The following is a 14,391-nucleotide window of genomic DNA, read 5'->3' on the forward strand; positions in this document are numbered from 1 at the left end:
ACCCGTACAAGTCCCCCTCCAGGGCGGCCCATTCTGCAGACAATCCGCAAATCTCCCCGCCAGGCCGTGTCCTAGGCACGTGTCAGACGGTTATGCCGGTTGGGGGAGCTCCGGTCGGAGCCGAGGAAGCAGGAAGAGCGATGCACGTAGGAAGTTTTGTGCTGGCGGCCCAGTTCCCGGGCCAGGGGCCGGGGGAGGCCCTTTACCGGGCGGTCCGCTCGGCGGAGGTCTCCGAGGAGGCCGGGCTGGACACGGTGTGGCTGGCCGAGCACCACTTCGTGCCGTACGGCACATGCCCGTCAGCGATCACCCTGGCCGCGCTGCTGCTCGGCCGCACCCAGCGTATCCGGGTCGGCACGGCGGTCAGTGTGCTGCCCACCGCGCACCCGGTCGCACTCGGCGAACAGGCCGCGCTGCTGCATATGACAAGCGGCGGACGGTTCACGCTGGGCGTGGGGCGCGGCGGGCCGTGGGTGGACCTGGAGGTGTTCGGCACGGGCCTCGACGCGTACGAGCACGGGTTCCCGGAATCACTCGATCTGCTGGTGCGCTGGCTGCGCGAACCGTCGGTGTCGGCTTCGGGTAAACGGTTCTCCTTCCGTGAGGTGCCCGTCGTACCGCGCCCGTCGGAAGCACTGACGGAGACCCCCGGCCCCGAAGTCGTCGTCGCCTGCACCTCGCCGGCGAGCGTGCGGCTGGCCGCCGAGCGCGGGCTGCCGATGCTGCTCGGCATGCACATCGGGGACGAGGAAAAGGCCGAGATGGTCGCCCTGTGGCGGCAGTTCGCGCGGGCCGCGGGACGGCCGGCCGAGGAGATCGCGGGTGCCGCCCATGTCTCGGCCGGCGTCTGCCAGATCGCCGACCGGCGCACGGACGCGGCGGAGGCACTCCTGAAGGCGATGCCGGGGTGGCTCAAACAGGGCCTCGACGCCCATGTCACGGTCGATGGCCGGATGCGTGCGATGCGCGATCCGCTCGCGTACACCGAACTGCTCTGCGGGCTGCACCCGGTGGGCACCCCGCGGCTGGCCGCCGACCGGCTCGCGGCCACCTCGGAGCGCACCGGGATCTCCCGGTTCGCCCTGCTCGTCGAGGGGTCGGGCGACCTCGCGGCGACGGAGGAGAACCTGCGGCGACTGGGCGCCGAGGTGCTGCCCCAGCTGCGCTGACCGGCCGCCGACTCCCTTCTGCCGTAGAGCGCTTGCCGCCCCAGTACGAACGCACCTCCCCGCGGATGGAGCGGCAAGCAAGCGGCTCACCGAGCCGGGAGCACGGGAGCCGCGCGTCAGCAGTCCCGAAGCTCCGGCGACTGGTTCAGCAACTGGTTGCGCACCGAGGTGAAGCGGGCCAATGTCTCGTCCGCCGAGGCGTCCAGGGGGAACACCGCCACCCGATGGCAGTTCTGGAAGGCCAGCCGCACACCGAAGTGCCGCTGCAGCGCACCGCGTATGGCGTCACTCGCGAGCGCACGCAGCAGCTGACCGCGTGCCTGCTCGTCCGGCGGGGGCGTCTGGTTGTCGGCGAAGGGTCCGCCGTCCACCTTCAGCTGGGCCACCAGGGAGCTGATCATCTCCCACGCATAGGGCAGGGAGGTCCGGACGCAGTCGACGAATGCTGCTTCGTCGACCTCGCCTCGCTCGGCCTGTTCGAGTAGGGCCGGTGAGACGTCGAGCGACATGGGTTCTCCTCTCGCACCCCCGACGAGCAGGGGTTGCCTGACAGATAAGGAAGTTCGCGATTTCGAACACGCTCAGTACACAGATCGCGACCTCCCGTTTACTACGGTAGGCAACGGTAGGTGACCACACCAGCAGAATGCGTATATGGAACGGCCCCTTTAGGCACACAATCGGCCAGGGATGAACAAGAGTTTCCCGGATGAATGGGGTGACCCACCGGGTCCCGGTTGACGGTGGAGGCGGGCGGTGGGGAGGGCGAATCGCGTCCACCCGTGGGTGTCGAGTAGCGTTGCCGACCATGCGTCTCGTCATTGCCCGATGCTCGGTCGACTACGCCGGCCGGCTCACCGCCCACCTGCCCTCGGCGCCCCGCCTGATCCTGGTCAAGGCGGACGGCAGCGTCTCCATCCACGCGGACGACCGGGCCTACAAGCCCCTCAACTGGATGTCGCCGCCCTGCACCCTGAAGGAGGGCACGGGCGAGGACGAGGGCGTGTGGACCGTCGTCAACAAGGCGGGCGAGAAACTGATCATCACGATGGAGGAGATCCTCCACGACTCCTCGCACGAACTCGGTGTGGACCCCGGTCTGATCAAGGACGGCGTGGAAGCGCACCTGCAGGAGCTGCTCGCCGACCGCATCGAGACGCTGGGCGAGGGCTACACCCTCATCCGGCGCGAGTACATGACCGCGATCGGCCCGGTGGACATCCTGTGCCGGGACGCGGACGGGCAGACGGTCGCGGTGGAGATCAAGCGCCGCGGTGAGATCGACGGCGTCGAGCAACTCACGCGCTACCTGGAGCTGTTGAACCGCGACCCGCATCTCGCCCCGGTCCGCGGCGTCTTCGCGGCCCAGGAGATCAAGCTCCAGGCCCGGGTCCTCGCCACGGACCGCGGCATCAACTGCCAGGTCCTTGACTACGACGCCCTGCGGGGCATCGAGGACGACAAGCTCCGGCTGTTCTGAACGGCTCTCCGGGTACGTGCGCAAGGGCGGGTCCGTGACGGACCCGCCCTTGCGCTGTGCCTGCCGGACGTCACATCACGACGGCCGGACCGCTGCCCACCGGGGCGCTCGCCGAGTCGCTGGAGGTGGGGGACGACGAACCGGTCGTCGTGCTTCCGGTCGTGCCGGTCGTCGTGCCACCGGTGGTCGTGCCGCCGCTGTCGGTGCCACCGGTGGTCGTGCCGCCGGTGTCGGTGCCACCGGTCGTCGTGCCACCGGAAGTGGTGCCGCCGCTGTCGGTGCCACCGGTCGTCGTGCCACCGGAGGTGGTGCCGCCGCTGTCGGTGCCACCGGTCGTCGTGCCACCGGTGGTCGTGCCGCCGCTGGTGCTGCCGCCGGTCGTGCCGCCGCCCGGCGAGCTGGACGAGCCCGACGGCTTGGGCGTCTTGGACGGCGTGCCCGAGGTCTTGCCGCCGGTCGGCTTGGCGCTGCCCGAGGGCCGCGGCGTGGCCGACGGCGACGACGGGCCGTCCGAGGTGCCGTACGTGCCGTCGGAGCCCGGGTCCGTCGGGGTGCCGGCGGGCGTGCCGGCGTGGCCCGTCGAGCCGCTGTCCTTCTTCGGGTCCGCACCCAGGCCGCCGTCGTCCAGTCCCTGGCTCGCGGACGGATTGACGCCGACCTGACCGGCCGGGTTCTTGTCCGCGCTCTCGTGGGACGTCATGCCGAGCGTGACGACCGTGCCGAGGACGGCGGCGAGCAGGGCGCCGGAGCCGGCCGCGACCATGTTGCGGCGGGCCAGCCGGCGGATGCCGCCCAGCGGCTTGAGGGCCGGGGGCTGGTGGGTGACCAGGGCGTCGTCGGCGCGGCCGTACGGCGGCGGGTAGGGCGCCGGGACCCCGCCGGGAGGCGACGCCGACTCCTCGTGGCGGGCGTCCGGTATCTCCTCGCCCGCCATCGGCCCGGGCACGTCGCCGGCGAGGTCGGCGACCAGGGCCAGGGCCCGGCGCCCGGCGACGGTGCCCCGCTTGTCGGCGAGCGCCGCACGCAGGCCGCCCGAGGACTCCAGCTCGGCGCGGGCCCGGTCGAGCTGTCCGCCGCAGAGCGCGAGGATGCCCAACTCGTGGTGGAACCAGGCTTGTTCGGACACCTCACCGGAGAGCCGGGAGGCCTCGGCACCGGACCGCAGCGCCCGTTCCCAGGCGCTCCAGTGCAGCCCGGCGGCGAAGGCGGGCGCGGCCGTACGGGCGAGCCGTACCGCGACGCTCTCCTCGCCCTCGACCGGAGGCACGGTGTCCGGCACCACGACCGCGAGCGCGGCGAGGAGCGCGTCGGCCTCGGCGGACACCCGCTCGGGCGTGACCGAGGGGTGCCCGGCCCACCAGGCGTAGTGCTCGGCGGCGGCGAGGGCCTGGGCGGGGGCGTCGGCGGCGTAGCCGGCGGCCTCCAGCTGGGCCGGCACACCGGCCGCGAGGCGGTAGCGGGAGCCGACCGGGGAGACAAGTCCGCAGCTCGCGAGTTCACCGAGCGCGGCGTCCGCGTGGGTGTCGCCGACCAGCGCGGGCAGGTGCGCCTGGTGCGGCACCTCGCCGCCGAGGGCGACGGCGAAGCGGAGGGTGGCGCGGGCGGAGGCGCTGAGCCGGGAGGCGAGCAGCGGCGCGGGCGCGGCGGCCTCGCCGAGGGACGGCAGCGGGACGTCATCCGTCTCCACCGCGTCCAGGGGTGCCTCGACGGGGATGCGTACGTCCTCGAAGACGCCGTACTCGTCCACCGCGCCGGTGCTGGCGCGCAGTTGGTCGCGCTGCCGGAGCAGGGCGCCGGCCTGGACGAACCGCAGCGGCAGGCCCTCGGACTCGAACCACAGGTCGCCGGCCCAGTTGGCCTCCTCCTCGGCGAGGACCCGGCCGACGGCGCGCTCCAGGATCTCCACGCCGGCCGCGCGGTCCAGGCCGGCGAGGAAGACCTCCTCGACGTCGGAGTCGGCGGTGGGCGCGGGGACGTCCGGGGTGGCGCCGAGCAGGAAGGCGCACTCGGGGGTGGCGGCGAGCAGTTCGTCCAGGGCGGCGCCGCCGAACTCCAGGTCGTCCACGACCACGACCGCACCGATCTCGGCGACCAGTTCGAGCAACAGGCCCCGTTCGGGCCGGTACAGGGGGGCGTCGTAGACGGCGTGGAAGAGGTCGTACAGGAGGTCGGTGGCCGTGCGGTGGAAGCCGGTGAGGTGGATCACGCCGTCGGGGGCGAGGTCCAGGCAGTCCTCGGCGACCAGGTCGAGCAGGGCGGTGCGGCCGGAGCCGGCGGGGCCGGTGAGGCGCACGGAGCGGCCGCGGGCCAGGAGGCGGACCAGGCGTTCGCGGTCGTCCTGGCGCTCGAGGAGGGCGAGCGTGGGCTGCGCCGGACCCGGCGGCACGGGCGGCCGGGCGGCGCGCTCGGTCTCGGCGCGCTCGGCGGCGGTGCGCTTGCGCGGCCGGCCCGGCCGCTCGTGCGGCGGGCACGGTTCTATCTCGCTGCCGTCGACCGGATTGACCGTCAGCAGGAAGTCGCCGGAGACCAGCTGCGCCGTACGGGCGAGCGCGGGCGTGCTCTGGCCGAAGTCGGAGGTGAGGGATTCCCGGGGCGGGCGGCGGCTCGGAGCCTGGCCGTGCTCCCCGGGTCCCGGAGTGATCGGGTCCATAGGTTCAAGCCCCCATAAAGCGTCGTGTGCCCTGACGTATCGGCCCCTCCCGGCCTTGCTGCACACAGCGCTGTCGCTTCTGGTCCGGGCCCGCTCGATCGAGGGTTGCGAGGCAGCGGGCGACCGAACCCTAAACCTTCGCACAGTATCTACGACAGGGCGGGGTGCCGCGCGGTCCGAAGCATCACAGTCCGGTGAGGATTGCCCTCGACGGCCGTGCTTCGGCAGCTGCGTCCGGGTCTCCCCCGTCGCCCGGTTCACACCCGATCGGGGTGTTCACCCTGGGCGCGTCACACGCGGGGCAGCGACTCCACCCCGATGCCGCCCTCGATGGCGAGGATGCGGTGCAGCCGGGTGGCCACCAGCAGGCGCTGCATCTGCGGCGGGACGCCGCGCAGCACCAGACGGCGCCCGCAGCGGCCGGCCCGCCGGTGGGCACCCATGATCACCCCGAGTCCGGTGGCGTCCCAGGAGTCCAGTTCGGACAGGTCGAGCACCAGGTCGCCGACTCCGGTGTCGACGGCCGAGTGCAGGGCCGTACGGGCGTCCGCCGCGCTGCGGACGTCGAGGCGGCCCCCGACGACCAGCTCGGCGTGGTCGCCCCTGATGTGCATATGCGCTCCCCGTTGAGTGCGGTGTGGCGTACTCCGTGACGGTGTTGGTGCTGGTGCTGTGCAACGTCTGACTGCCTGGGTGGCAGAGCGGTTGCTGCTTGTAAGCGAACCGATACCGAATTCACCCCCGGGAGTGACGCTCCCGGGGTGTGCGTCCGGTCGTGCACGGGTCAGTACTTGTAGAAGCCCTGCCCGCTCTTGCGCCCGATGTCACCGGCGTCCACCATCCGGCGCATCAGCTCCGGCGGGGCGAACTTCTCGTCCTGGGACTCGGTGTAGATGTTGCTGGTGGCGTGCAGCAGGATGTCCACACCGGTCAGGTCCGCGGTGGCCAGCGGGCCCATGGCGTGACCGAAGCCCAGCTTGCAGGCGAGGTCGATGTCCTCGGCCGTCGCGACGCCGGACTCGTAGAGCTTGGTCGCCTCGACGACGAGGGCGGAGATGAGCCGGGTGGTCACGAACCCGGCGACATCGCGGTTGACGACGATGCAGGTCTTGCCGACGGACTCGGCGAACTCCCGCGCGGTGGCGAGGGTTTCGTCGCTGGTCTTGTAGCCGCGGACGAGCTCGACGAGCTGCATCATCGGCACCGGCGAGAAGAAGTGCACACCGACGACCCGCTCGGGGTGCTCGGTGGCCGCCGCGATCTTGGTGATCGGGATGGCGGAGGTGTTGGAGGCGAGCACGGTCTCCGGGCGCACGATCTTGTCGAGCGCGCAGAAGATCTCGTGCTTGACCTCCAGCTTCTCGAAGACGGCCTCCACGACGATGTCCACGTCGGCGGCGGCGTCCAGGTCGGTGGTGGCGGTGATGCGGGCGAGGGCGGCCTCGGCGTCCCGCGCCTCCAGCTTGCCCTTGCCGACGAACTTGTCGTACGAGGCCTTGATGCCGTCGGTGCCACGCTTCAGTGCCTCGTCGGTGACGTCGCGCAGGACGACGTCCCAGCCCGCCTGTGCGGCGACCTGGGCGATGCCGGATCCCATGAGACCGGCCCCGATGACGGCGAGCTTCCGTGCCACTCCGACTCCCTCAACGCTGTTGACGTCTGGCTCTTCGGCGGACCATAGCGCTCCGGAGCCGCTGTGTGACCGGTAAGTAACGCGCGTCACGTCTCAATTGACGGACATCACACCGGCAGGGGTCAGGACGGGCCACGGACGGCGTAGTTGAGGACCTTTTCGCTCAACAGGTCCTCGATGTCGTCGAGGAGGACGAGCGCCTCTCGTGACACTTCGCACGGTTCGCGCCCCTTGACCATCTCGCGCGAGATGACCGACATGACCGTACTGTGCACCCAGCCGATCTGACCCGCCATCAGGGTGGGCAGTTCGTCGTCGTCGGCCGCGCCGGTCTCCTCGCGCAGCGCCAGTTCCAGGTTGGCCTGGACCTCCTGGGCGATGGCCCACAGCCGGGACCGCAGCACGGGGGCCTCCTCGATGACCCGCATGAAGCTCGCGTACCCGGGGATCAGACCGACCCGGGGCGAGACCGCCTCGACCTCCTCGCGCAGCTCGCGCAGGACCGCGCCGGCCGCGGACTCGCCGGCGGGGCGGCCCCGCACCCAGCGGGCGAGCCGGTCGACCATGCCGGCGGAGCGGTCGAAGAAGAGGTCCTCCTTCGCCGGGAAGTAGTTGTAGACGGTGTTGACGGAGACGTTCGCGGCCTCGGCGATCTCCGCGACCGTGACCGCGTCGAAGCCTCGCTCGACGAACAGACCCGTGGCGACATCCGAGATGTACTGCCTGGTCTGCCGTTTCTTCCGCTCCCTGAGCCCCTCAGCCATGTCCGCATCCTAACTTTGCTGGGTCCACTGAAAACTTGGAGTCATTGCAAAATTTCAGGGACTCTGTTTTTCTGTGGACATGGCAGCAGTCATCAGCGCGGCCGGACTGGCCCGCACCTTCCAGACGAAATCCGGCCCCGTGGAGGCCGTGCGATGCGTCGACCTCACCGTCCGCGAAGGCGAGATCCTCGGCTTCCTCGGACCCAACGGCGCCGGCAAGACGACCACCCTGCGGATGCTCACCACCCTGCTGAAGCCCACCGGCGGCGCGGCCACCGTCGCCGGGTGCGACCTGGCGACCGACCCGGCCGGGGTGCGCCGGGCCTCGGGCTACGTAGCCCAGTCCGGCGGGGTGGACCCGCAGATCACCGTCCGGGAGGAGCTGGTCACCCAGGCCCGGATGTACCGCCTGTCGAAGGCCGAGGCCGTCGAGCGCACCGCGGAACTCGCCCGGGAGCTCGACCTCACCGGACTGCTCGGCCGGAGGACGGGCGCCCTCTCCGGCGGACAGCGGCGCCGGCTCGACATCGCGATGGCGCTCACCCACCGCCCGAAGGTGCTGTTCCTGGACGAGCCGACGACCGGACTCGACCCGGGCAGCCGGGCCGACCTGTGGGACCTGGTCCGCCGGCTGCGCGACGAGCACGGCACCACGGTCTTCCTGACCACCCACTACCTGGACGAGGCCGACGCCCTCGCCGACCGGCTGGTCGTCGTCGACCGGGGCGTCGTCGCGGCCGACGGCACGCCGAGCGCGCTCAAGCTGGCGCACGGCGGCTCGATCGACGCCACCCTCCAGGACACCTTCCTCGCCATCACCGGCCGCGGGCCCGTCCCGGCCGACACCACCCCCGTCGCCGTATAGGACCGTTCACGTCGGACCGCTATCGGAATCAGAGAGATGCTTCTTCACGACACCGGCCTCGTCTACGGCCGTTACCTCCGCCAGTCCCTGCGCTCCCGCTTCGCGCTGCTCTTCGGCGTGCTGACCCCGCTCCTCTATCTCCTCTTCTTCGGCCCGCTCCTCACCGAACTGCCGCTCGGCGGGAAGGGCAGCTCCTGGCAGGTGCTCGTGCCCGGGCTGCTCCTCCAACTCGGGCTGTTCGGGGCACTGTTCGCGGGCTTCACGATCATCTTGGAGAACGCCCAGGGCGTGGTCGAGCGGATGCGTGTGACGCCCGTCAGCCGGCTCGCCCTGCTCCTCGGCCGGGTGCTGCGCGACGCCACGGTCTTCGTCTTCCAGGCGGTGCTGCTGGTGCTCGCCGCGGTGGTGATGGGCCTGCGCGCACCCCTGCCGGGCATCCTCATCGGCTTCGGGTTCGTCGCCCTGCTCACGCTCTCGCTGGCCTCGCTGTCGTACGCGCTGGGCATGCGGGTCCGCACCCCGCAGGAGTTCGGTCCGCTGATCAACGCGCTGTCGATGCCGTCGATGCTGCTGTCCGGCCTGATGCTCCCGATGACGCTCGCGCCCACCTGGCTGGACGTGCTCTCGCACTTCGTCCCGTTCCGCTATCTGGTGGACGCGGTGCGCGACGCGTACGTCGGCCAGTACACGAGTGCGCACATGCTGTACGGCGTGCTCGTCGCGGTCGGCTTCGCGGGGCTCGCCGTGACAGTGGGCACACGCGTGTTCCGGACGGCGGGTGCGTAACTACGCTGGTCACATGGTCAATCTGACGCGCATCTACACCAGGACCGGCGACAAGGGCACCACCGCCCTCGGTGACATGAGCCGGGTCGCCAAGACCGACCTCAGGATCTCGGCGTACGCCGACGCCAACGAGGCCAACGCGGTGATCGGCACCGCGATCGCGCTGGGCGGTCTGGACGAGGAGGTCGTCAAGGTCCTCACCCGCGTCCAGAACGACCTGTTCGACGTGGGCGCGGACCTGTCGACGCCGGTGGCGGAGAACCCGGAGTTCCCGCCGCTCAGGGTCGAGCAGTTCTACGTCGACCGGCTGGAGGCGGACTGCGACCGCTTCAACGAGCGGCTGGAGAAGCTGCGCTCCTTCATCCTCCCCGGCGGCACCCCCGGCGCGGCCCTGCTGCACCAGGCGTGCACGGTGGTCCGCCGCGCCGAGCGCTCGACCTGGGCGGCCCTGGAGGTGCACGGCGAGATCATGAACCCGCTCACGGCCACCTACCTCAACCGTCTGTCCGACCTGCTGTTCATCCTGGCCCGGATCGCCAACAAGGAGACCGGGGACGTGCTGTGGGTGCCGGGTGGGGAGCGTTAGCGCTCCCCTTTGGGGAACAGCGTGTAGCTCGCGGCGATCACCACGTTGATCCCGATCACCCACACCATCCTCAGCTGCCACGCCCGCAGCGAGCCGGTGTCGCCGTCGCCGCCGACGTACCAGACAGCGCCCTGCAGCAGGGCGAGGGCGACGATCGCGGCCAGGATCCAGCGGCCCGCGACCTTCCACTCGTGGACGGCGCGGGCCGTGCCGTACTTCGGGGGCTGCACGGGCGGCGGGCCGCCGGCGAAGCGGTGGGCGACGCGGGCGTCCGCCCACCTGATCGTGGAGTGGCCGAGGCCGACGGTGAAGCCGATGTAGACGGCGGCGAGGCCGTGCCGCCAGTCGGGTTCCGCGCCGTTCTTGAGGTCGACGGCGGTGACCACGAACAGCACCACCTCCAGCAGCGGCTCGCACAGCAGCAGCGCGAGGCCCGTGCGGGGCATGCGCCACAGGTAGCGGAAGGCCAGCCCGGCGGCCAGCAGCACCCAGAAGGCCACCTCACAGGCGACGATCAACCCGACGATCACGGTTCTCCCCCTTCGCTCACCCTTCCAGGCTGCCGTCGGCCCAGCCGACGTTCATCGTCGCCGCGGGCGAACTCGCCGTAATCGAAAGTTGCAGTTCGGGACCCTTCCCGAGGGGCAGGCGCGGCGGCCCCGGGCCGTGTTGGATGGTGTTCATGCCCCTCGCACTCCCCCGCCCGCACCGCGACGACCTGCGCATCGCCGTGGGCGGACTGCTCGGCGGGGTGTTGCTGTGGGTGCTCGGGATCCACCCGCGTGTGGCGGGGGACAGCCTCGTGCTGTGGCGCGCACCCTGGGCCCCGCTGGTGCCGCTCGCGCTGACCGCCGCCTGTGAGCCGCTGCGCCGGATCCGGCCCCGCGCCGGCCTGTTGGCCGGCACCGTCGCGCTGACCCTGGACACGGTGACCCTCGGCAGCATCGTCACGATCGTGCTGTACACCGACCTGGTGTACGCGGCCGTCCTGTACGGCAGCCCCGCCGCCGCCCGCCGGATCCCCTGGATCACCGGGATGCTGACGGTCCTCGGCGCAGTCGTGCCCGCCGCCCTCTGGCGCGACCCGCAGGGGCTGCTGATCGGTGTGGGCGTCGGCGTGGTCACGTTCGCGCCCGCCTCCACGGGCTGGGTGGTCCGCAACCACCGCGACGCGGCCGAGGCGGCCCGGCTGCGCGCCGAACAGACCGCGCTGCTGGCCGAGATGGACCGCACCCAGGCGGTCACCGCCGAACGGGCCCGGTTCGCACGGGAGTTGCACGACATGGTGGCCAACCACCTGTCGGCGATCGCCATCCACTCCACCGCCGCGCTCTCCCTGGACGACCCGAAGACCTCCATGGACGCGCTGGCGGTCATCCGGGAGAACAGCGTCGACGGTCTGGCCGAGATGCGACGGCTGATCGGGATCCTGCGGGACGGCTCCGGTGACCGGGAGCCCGCCGCGTCGCCCACACTCGACGGCCTCGGCGCCCTGGTCGACGGTGCCCGCTCGAACGGTCTGGAGGTGACCCTGGACGCCGGCCACGACAGCGTGCCCGTGCCGGTCGAGCTGGCCGTCTACCGGATCGTGCAGGAGTCGCTGACCAACGCCCTGAAGCACGCGGCGAAGGGGCGCGTCCATGTCGCCCTGCGGCAGGAGGACGGCACCCTTCAGGTGCGGGTGACCAGCCCGTACCGGCCCGGAGACCACCCCCGCGCCCCCGGCTCAGGCTCCGGCCTCACCGGGATGCGGGAGCGGGCCGCGCTGCTCGGCGGCAGCTTCGAGGCCGGGCCCGAGGGCGGCCGCTGGGCCGTGCGCGCCGCTCTTCCGCTCACCGAAGGAGACCCCGCATGAACCGTGCCGTCCGGGTACTCGTCGCCGAGGACCAGTCCGCCGTCCGCGCCGGTCTGGTCCTCATCCTGGGCAGCGCGCCCGACATCGAGGTGGCCGGGGAGGCGGCGGACGGGCAGCGGGCGGTCGAACTGGCCCGGGAGCTGCGGCCGGACGTGGTGCTGATGGACGTTCAGATGCCGCTTCTGGACGGGGTGTCGGCGACCCGGCAGATCGTCACGGAGGGGACTGCGGACGTCCTGGTGCTGACCACCTTCGACCTCGACGAGTACGTGTTCGGGGCGCTGCGGGCGGGGGCGGCCGGATTTCTGCTGAAGAACACCGAGGCGCGGGCTCTGCTGGAGGCCGTGCGGACGGTGGCCCGTGGCGAGGGGATCGTCGCGCCGGCCGTCACCCGGCGGCTGATCGCCGAGTTCGCGGCGAAGCCGGTGCGTGAGACGACGGCCGATCCATCCGTGCTGGACGGTCTCACCCGGCGTGAGCGCGAGGTGCTGTCGTGCATCGGCGAGGGGCTGTCCAACGCCGAGGTCGCGGCGCGGCTGGAGATGGCGGAGGGCACGGTCAAGACGCACGTCAGCCGTCTGCTGGCGAAGCTGGCGCTGCGCAGCCGGGTCCAAGCGGCCGTACTGGCACAAGAGTTGGGGATCTAGCGGGCCTGCCGGGCAAGTGGTCCAGACCTATTGACCTGTGGTCCAGACCTTTCTATTCTCGCGGCACCGTGGGCGTGAAGGCTCAGTCATGCCCCTGACACCCCCGAGAGGGAGGCGCAGCATGCGCTTCAGACACAGAGCCGCGGCAGGGTTCGCGTCCCTGTTGCTCCCCCTGGCCGGCCTGGCCGGTCTCGCGAGCCCCGCCCAGGCCGCGGCAGATTCCTCGTCGGCTACCGCCACCTACGCCAAGACCAGCGACTGGGGAACCGGCTTCGGCGGTCAGTGGACCATCAAGAACACCGGTACCAGCAGTATCAGTTCGTGGACCGTCGAGTGGGACTTCCCCTCCGGTACGTCGGTCACCTCCGCGTGGGACGCCGACGTCACCAACTCCGGTACCCACTGGACCGCCAAGAACAAGTCGTACAACGGCACCCTGGCCCCCGGTGCCTCCGTCTCCTTCGGCTTCAACGGCGCCGGTTCCGGCTCCCCGTCCAACTGCAAGCTCAACGGCGACAGTTGTGACGGCACCACGGTCCCCGGCGACGCGGCCCCCTCCGCGCCCGGCACCCCGACCGCCTCCTCGGTCACCGACACCTCGGTGAAGCTCAGCTGGAGCGCGGCCACCGACGACAAGGGCGTCAAGAACTACGACGTGCTCCGCGACGGCAAGGTCGTCGGCACCGTGACGACGACGTCGTACACGGACTCCGGCCTCACCGCCGGTACCGACTACTCCTACACCGTGCAGGCCCGCGACAGCGCCGACCAGACCGGTCCGGTCAGCGGCGCGGTCGCCGTGCACACCACCGGCGGCGGCACCACTCCCCCGCCCACCGGCGACAAGGTCAAGCTCGGCTACTTCACCGAGTGGGGCATCTACGGCCGCAACTACAACGTCAAGAACCTGGTGACGTCCGGTTCCGCGTCGAAGATCACGCACATCAACTACGCCTTCGGCAACGTCACCGGCGGCAAGTGCGCGATCGGCGACTCCTACGCCGACTACGACAAGGCGTTCACCGCCGACCAGTCGGTCAGCGGCGCCGCGGACACCTGGGACCAGCCGCTACGCGGCAACTTCAACCAGCTGCGCGAGCTGAAGGCGAAGTACCCGAACATCAAGGTGCTGTGGTCGTTCGGCGGCTGGACCTGGTCCGGCGGCTTCGGTGAGGCCGCGAAGAACCCGGCCGCGTTCGCGCAGTCCTGCTACGACCTGGTCGAGGACCCGCGCTGGGCCGACGTCTTCGACGGCATCGACATCGACTGGGAGTACCCGAACGCCTGCGGCCTGAGCTGCGACACCAGCGGGGCCGCGGCCTACAAGAACCTGATGGCCGCGCTCCGCGCCAAGTTCGGCTCGAACAACCTGGTCACCTCGGCCGTCACCGCCGACGGTTCCTCCGGCGGCAAGATCGAGGCCGCCGACTACGCGGGCGCCGCCCAGTACGTCGACTGGTACAACGTGATGACGTACGACTTCTTCGGCGCCTGGGACGCCCAGGGCCCGACGGCCCCGCACTCCCCGCTCACCTCGTACAGCGGCATCCCGAAGGCGGGCTTCACCACCGCCGACGCGATGGCCAAGTACAAGGCGATCGGTGTCCCCGCGAGCAAGCTGCTCATCGGCATCGGCTTCTACGGCCGCGGCTGGACCGGCGTGACGCAGGACGCCCCGGGCGGCACGGCCACGGGCCCGGCGGCCGGCACGTACGAGCAGGGCATCGAGGACTACAAGGTGCTGAAGACGTCCTGCCCGGCGACCGGCACCGTCGCGGGTACGGCGTACGCGCACTGCGGCAGCAACTGGTGGTCGTACGACACCCCCGCCACCATCGCGACGAAGATGGCGTGGGCCAAGAACCAGGGCCTCGGCGGCGCGTTCTTCTGGGAGTTCAGCGGTGACACCAGCAACGGCGAGCTGGTGAGCGCCATCAGCAACAACCTGTAAGACCG

General features: G+C 71.2%; 15 protein-coding genes. 8 read left to right on the forward strand and 7 right to left on the reverse strand.

Features of this window, described 5'->3' with window-relative positions; translation table 11 throughout:
- The first annotated feature begins 140 nt into the window (after positions 1–140).
- Positions 141–1,169 carry an LLM class flavin-dependent oxidoreductase gene (locus ACWC5O_RS13285; RefSeq protein ID WP_450580803.1) on the forward strand — a complete coding sequence of 343 codons (1,029 nt, stop codon included), beginning with the start codon at positions 141–143 and terminating at the stop codon, positions 1,167–1,169.
- 116 nt (positions 1,170–1,285) lie between these two features.
- On the opposite strand, the gene ACWC5O_RS13290 is transcribed toward ACWC5O_RS13285, so the two are convergent.
- Positions 1,286–1,678: an SCO5389 family protein gene (locus ACWC5O_RS13290; protein ID WP_031171880.1), complete on the reverse strand. Its 393-nt coding sequence runs from the start codon at positions 1,676–1,678 to the stop codon at positions 1,286–1,288.
- A 299-nt stretch (positions 1,679–1,977) separates the two neighbouring features.
- Between ACWC5O_RS13290 and nucS the strand changes: the two genes are divergently transcribed.
- Positions 1,978–2,649, forward strand: coding sequence for an endonuclease NucS (nucS, locus tag ACWC5O_RS13295; RefSeq protein WP_450580804.1), 672 nt, complete (start codon positions 1,978–1,980; stop codon positions 2,647–2,649).
- Between the two features lie 70 nt (positions 2,650–2,719).
- On the opposite strand, the gene ACWC5O_RS13300 is transcribed toward nucS, so the two are convergent.
- The 4 genes from ACWC5O_RS13300 to ACWC5O_RS13315 form a co-directional block, all read right to left on the reverse strand.
- The gene (locus ACWC5O_RS13300) at positions 2,720–5,299 is read right to left on the reverse strand and encodes an ATP-binding protein (RefSeq protein WP_450580805.1); all 2,580 of its coding nucleotides are present in this window, start codon (positions 5,297–5,299) and stop codon (positions 2,720–2,722) included.
- 290 nt (positions 5,300–5,589) lie between these two features.
- Entirely contained in the window at positions 5,590–5,913 is a 324-nt protein-coding gene (locus ACWC5O_RS13305; RefSeq protein ID WP_014675024.1) for an STAS domain-containing protein, read from the reverse strand.
- Between the two features lie 170 nt (positions 5,914–6,083).
- Positions 6,084–6,932 carry a 3-hydroxyacyl-CoA dehydrogenase family protein gene (locus tag ACWC5O_RS13310; protein WP_450580806.1) on the reverse strand — a complete coding sequence of 283 codons (849 nt, stop codon included), beginning with the start codon at positions 6,930–6,932 and terminating at the stop codon, positions 6,084–6,086.
- Positions 6,933–7,054: 122 nt separating this feature from the next.
- Entirely contained in the window at positions 7,055–7,696 is a 642-nt protein-coding gene (locus ACWC5O_RS13315) for a TetR/AcrR family transcriptional regulator (RefSeq protein ID WP_450580807.1), read from the reverse strand.
- A 79-nt stretch (positions 7,697–7,775) separates the two neighbouring features.
- Between ACWC5O_RS13315 and ACWC5O_RS13320 the strand changes: the two genes are divergently transcribed.
- From ACWC5O_RS13320 to ACWC5O_RS13330, 3 genes are read left to right on the forward strand one after another with little or no spacing between them, the layout of a single operon-like run.
- On the forward strand, positions 7,776–8,561 hold the full coding sequence (locus ACWC5O_RS13320) for an ABC transporter ATP-binding protein (protein ID WP_450580808.1): 786 nt from the start codon (positions 7,776–7,778) through the stop codon (positions 8,559–8,561).
- Between the two features lie 36 nt (positions 8,562–8,597).
- On the forward strand, positions 8,598–9,347 hold the full coding sequence (locus ACWC5O_RS13325; protein WP_450580809.1) for an ABC transporter permease: 750 nt from the start codon (positions 8,598–8,600) through the stop codon (positions 9,345–9,347).
- A 13-nt stretch (positions 9,348–9,360) separates the two neighbouring features.
- Entirely contained in the window at positions 9,361–9,933 is a 573-nt protein-coding gene (locus ACWC5O_RS13330; RefSeq protein WP_450580810.1) for a cob(I)yrinic acid a,c-diamide adenosyltransferase, read from the forward strand.
- Here ACWC5O_RS13330 and ACWC5O_RS13335 read toward each other — a convergent pair.
- Complete coding sequence (locus ACWC5O_RS13335; protein ID WP_450580811.1) at positions 9,930–10,463, reverse strand: hypothetical protein; 534 nt, start codon at positions 10,461–10,463, stop codon at positions 9,930–9,932. The genes ACWC5O_RS13330 and ACWC5O_RS13335 overlap by 4 nt on opposite strands.
- Before the next feature lie 16 nt (positions 10,464–10,479).
- Positions 10,480–10,617, reverse strand: a complete 138-nt coding sequence (locus tag ACWC5O_RS13340) for a hypothetical protein (protein WP_450580812.1) — start codon at positions 10,615–10,617, stop codon at positions 10,480–10,482.
- Between ACWC5O_RS13340 and ACWC5O_RS13345 the strand changes: the two genes are divergently transcribed.
- The 3 genes from ACWC5O_RS13345 to ACWC5O_RS13355 all read left to right on the forward strand — a co-directional run bounded on the left by ACWC5O_RS13345 (position 10,616) and on the right by ACWC5O_RS13355 (position 14,386).
- Positions 10,616–11,788 (forward strand): sensor histidine kinase, encoded by a 1,173-nt coding sequence (locus tag ACWC5O_RS13345; RefSeq protein ID WP_450580813.1) that lies wholly within the window; start codon positions 10,616–10,618, stop codon positions 11,786–11,788. The two genes, ACWC5O_RS13340 and ACWC5O_RS13345, sit on opposite strands and share 2 nt — an antisense overlap.
- On the forward strand, positions 11,785–12,435 hold the full coding sequence (locus ACWC5O_RS13350; RefSeq protein WP_450580814.1) for a response regulator: 651 nt from the start codon (positions 11,785–11,787) through the stop codon (positions 12,433–12,435). The genes ACWC5O_RS13345 and ACWC5O_RS13350 overlap by 4 nt, the downstream gene beginning before the upstream one ends.
- A 121-nt stretch (positions 12,436–12,556) precedes the next feature.
- Positions 12,557–14,386, forward strand: coding sequence for a glycosyl hydrolase family 18 protein (locus tag ACWC5O_RS13355; RefSeq protein WP_450580815.1), 1,830 nt, complete (start codon positions 12,557–12,559; stop codon positions 14,384–14,386).
- The last annotated feature ends 5 nt before the right edge of the window (positions 14,387–14,391 follow it).

It is taken from the genome of Streptomyces sp. NPDC001450 (genome assembly GCF_053597295.1).

Bases quoted from the DNA above. Each gene is read 5' to 3' on its own strand.
- ACWC5O_RS13325 (WP_450580809.1), top strand. From the start codon at position 8,598: ATGCTTCTTCACGACACCGGCCTCGTCTACGGCCGTTACCTCCGCCAG.
- ACWC5O_RS13340 (WP_450580812.1), bottom strand. From the start codon at position 10,617: ATGAACACCATCCAACACGGCCCGGGGCCGCCGCGCCTGCCCCTCGGG.
- ACWC5O_RS13290 (WP_031171880.1), bottom strand. From the start codon at position 1,678: ATGTCGCTCGACGTCTCACCGGCCCTACTCGAACAGGCCGAGCGAGGC.
- ACWC5O_RS13345 (WP_450580813.1), top strand. From the start codon at position 10,616: ATGCCCCTCGCACTCCCCCGCCCGCACCGCGACGACCTGCGCATCGCC.
- ACWC5O_RS13350 (WP_450580814.1), top strand. From the start codon at position 11,785: ATGAACCGTGCCGTCCGGGTACTCGTCGCCGAGGACCAGTCCGCCGTC.
- ACWC5O_RS13285 (WP_450580803.1), top strand. From the start codon at position 141: ATGCACGTAGGAAGTTTTGTGCTGGCGGCCCAGTTCCCGGGCCAGGGG.
- ACWC5O_RS13300 (WP_450580805.1), bottom strand. From the start codon at position 5,299: ATGGACCCGATCACTCCGGGACCCGGGGAGCACGGCCAGGCTCCGAGC.
- ACWC5O_RS13315 (WP_450580807.1), bottom strand. From the start codon at position 7,696: ATGGCTGAGGGGCTCAGGGAGCGGAAGAAACGGCAGACCAGGCAGTAC.
- ACWC5O_RS13330 (WP_450580810.1), top strand. From the start codon at position 9,361: ATGGTCAATCTGACGCGCATCTACACCAGGACCGGCGACAAGGGCACC.
- ACWC5O_RS13320 (WP_450580808.1), top strand. From the start codon at position 7,776: ATGGCAGCAGTCATCAGCGCGGCCGGACTGGCCCGCACCTTCCAGACG.
- nucS (WP_450580804.1), top strand. From the start codon at position 1,978: ATGCGTCTCGTCATTGCCCGATGCTCGGTCGACTACGCCGGCCGGCTC.
- ACWC5O_RS13305 (WP_014675024.1), bottom strand. From the start codon at position 5,913: ATGCACATCAGGGGCGACCACGCCGAGCTGGTCGTCGGGGGCCGCCTC.
- ACWC5O_RS13355 (WP_450580815.1), top strand. From the start codon at position 12,557: ATGCGCTTCAGACACAGAGCCGCGGCAGGGTTCGCGTCCCTGTTGCTC.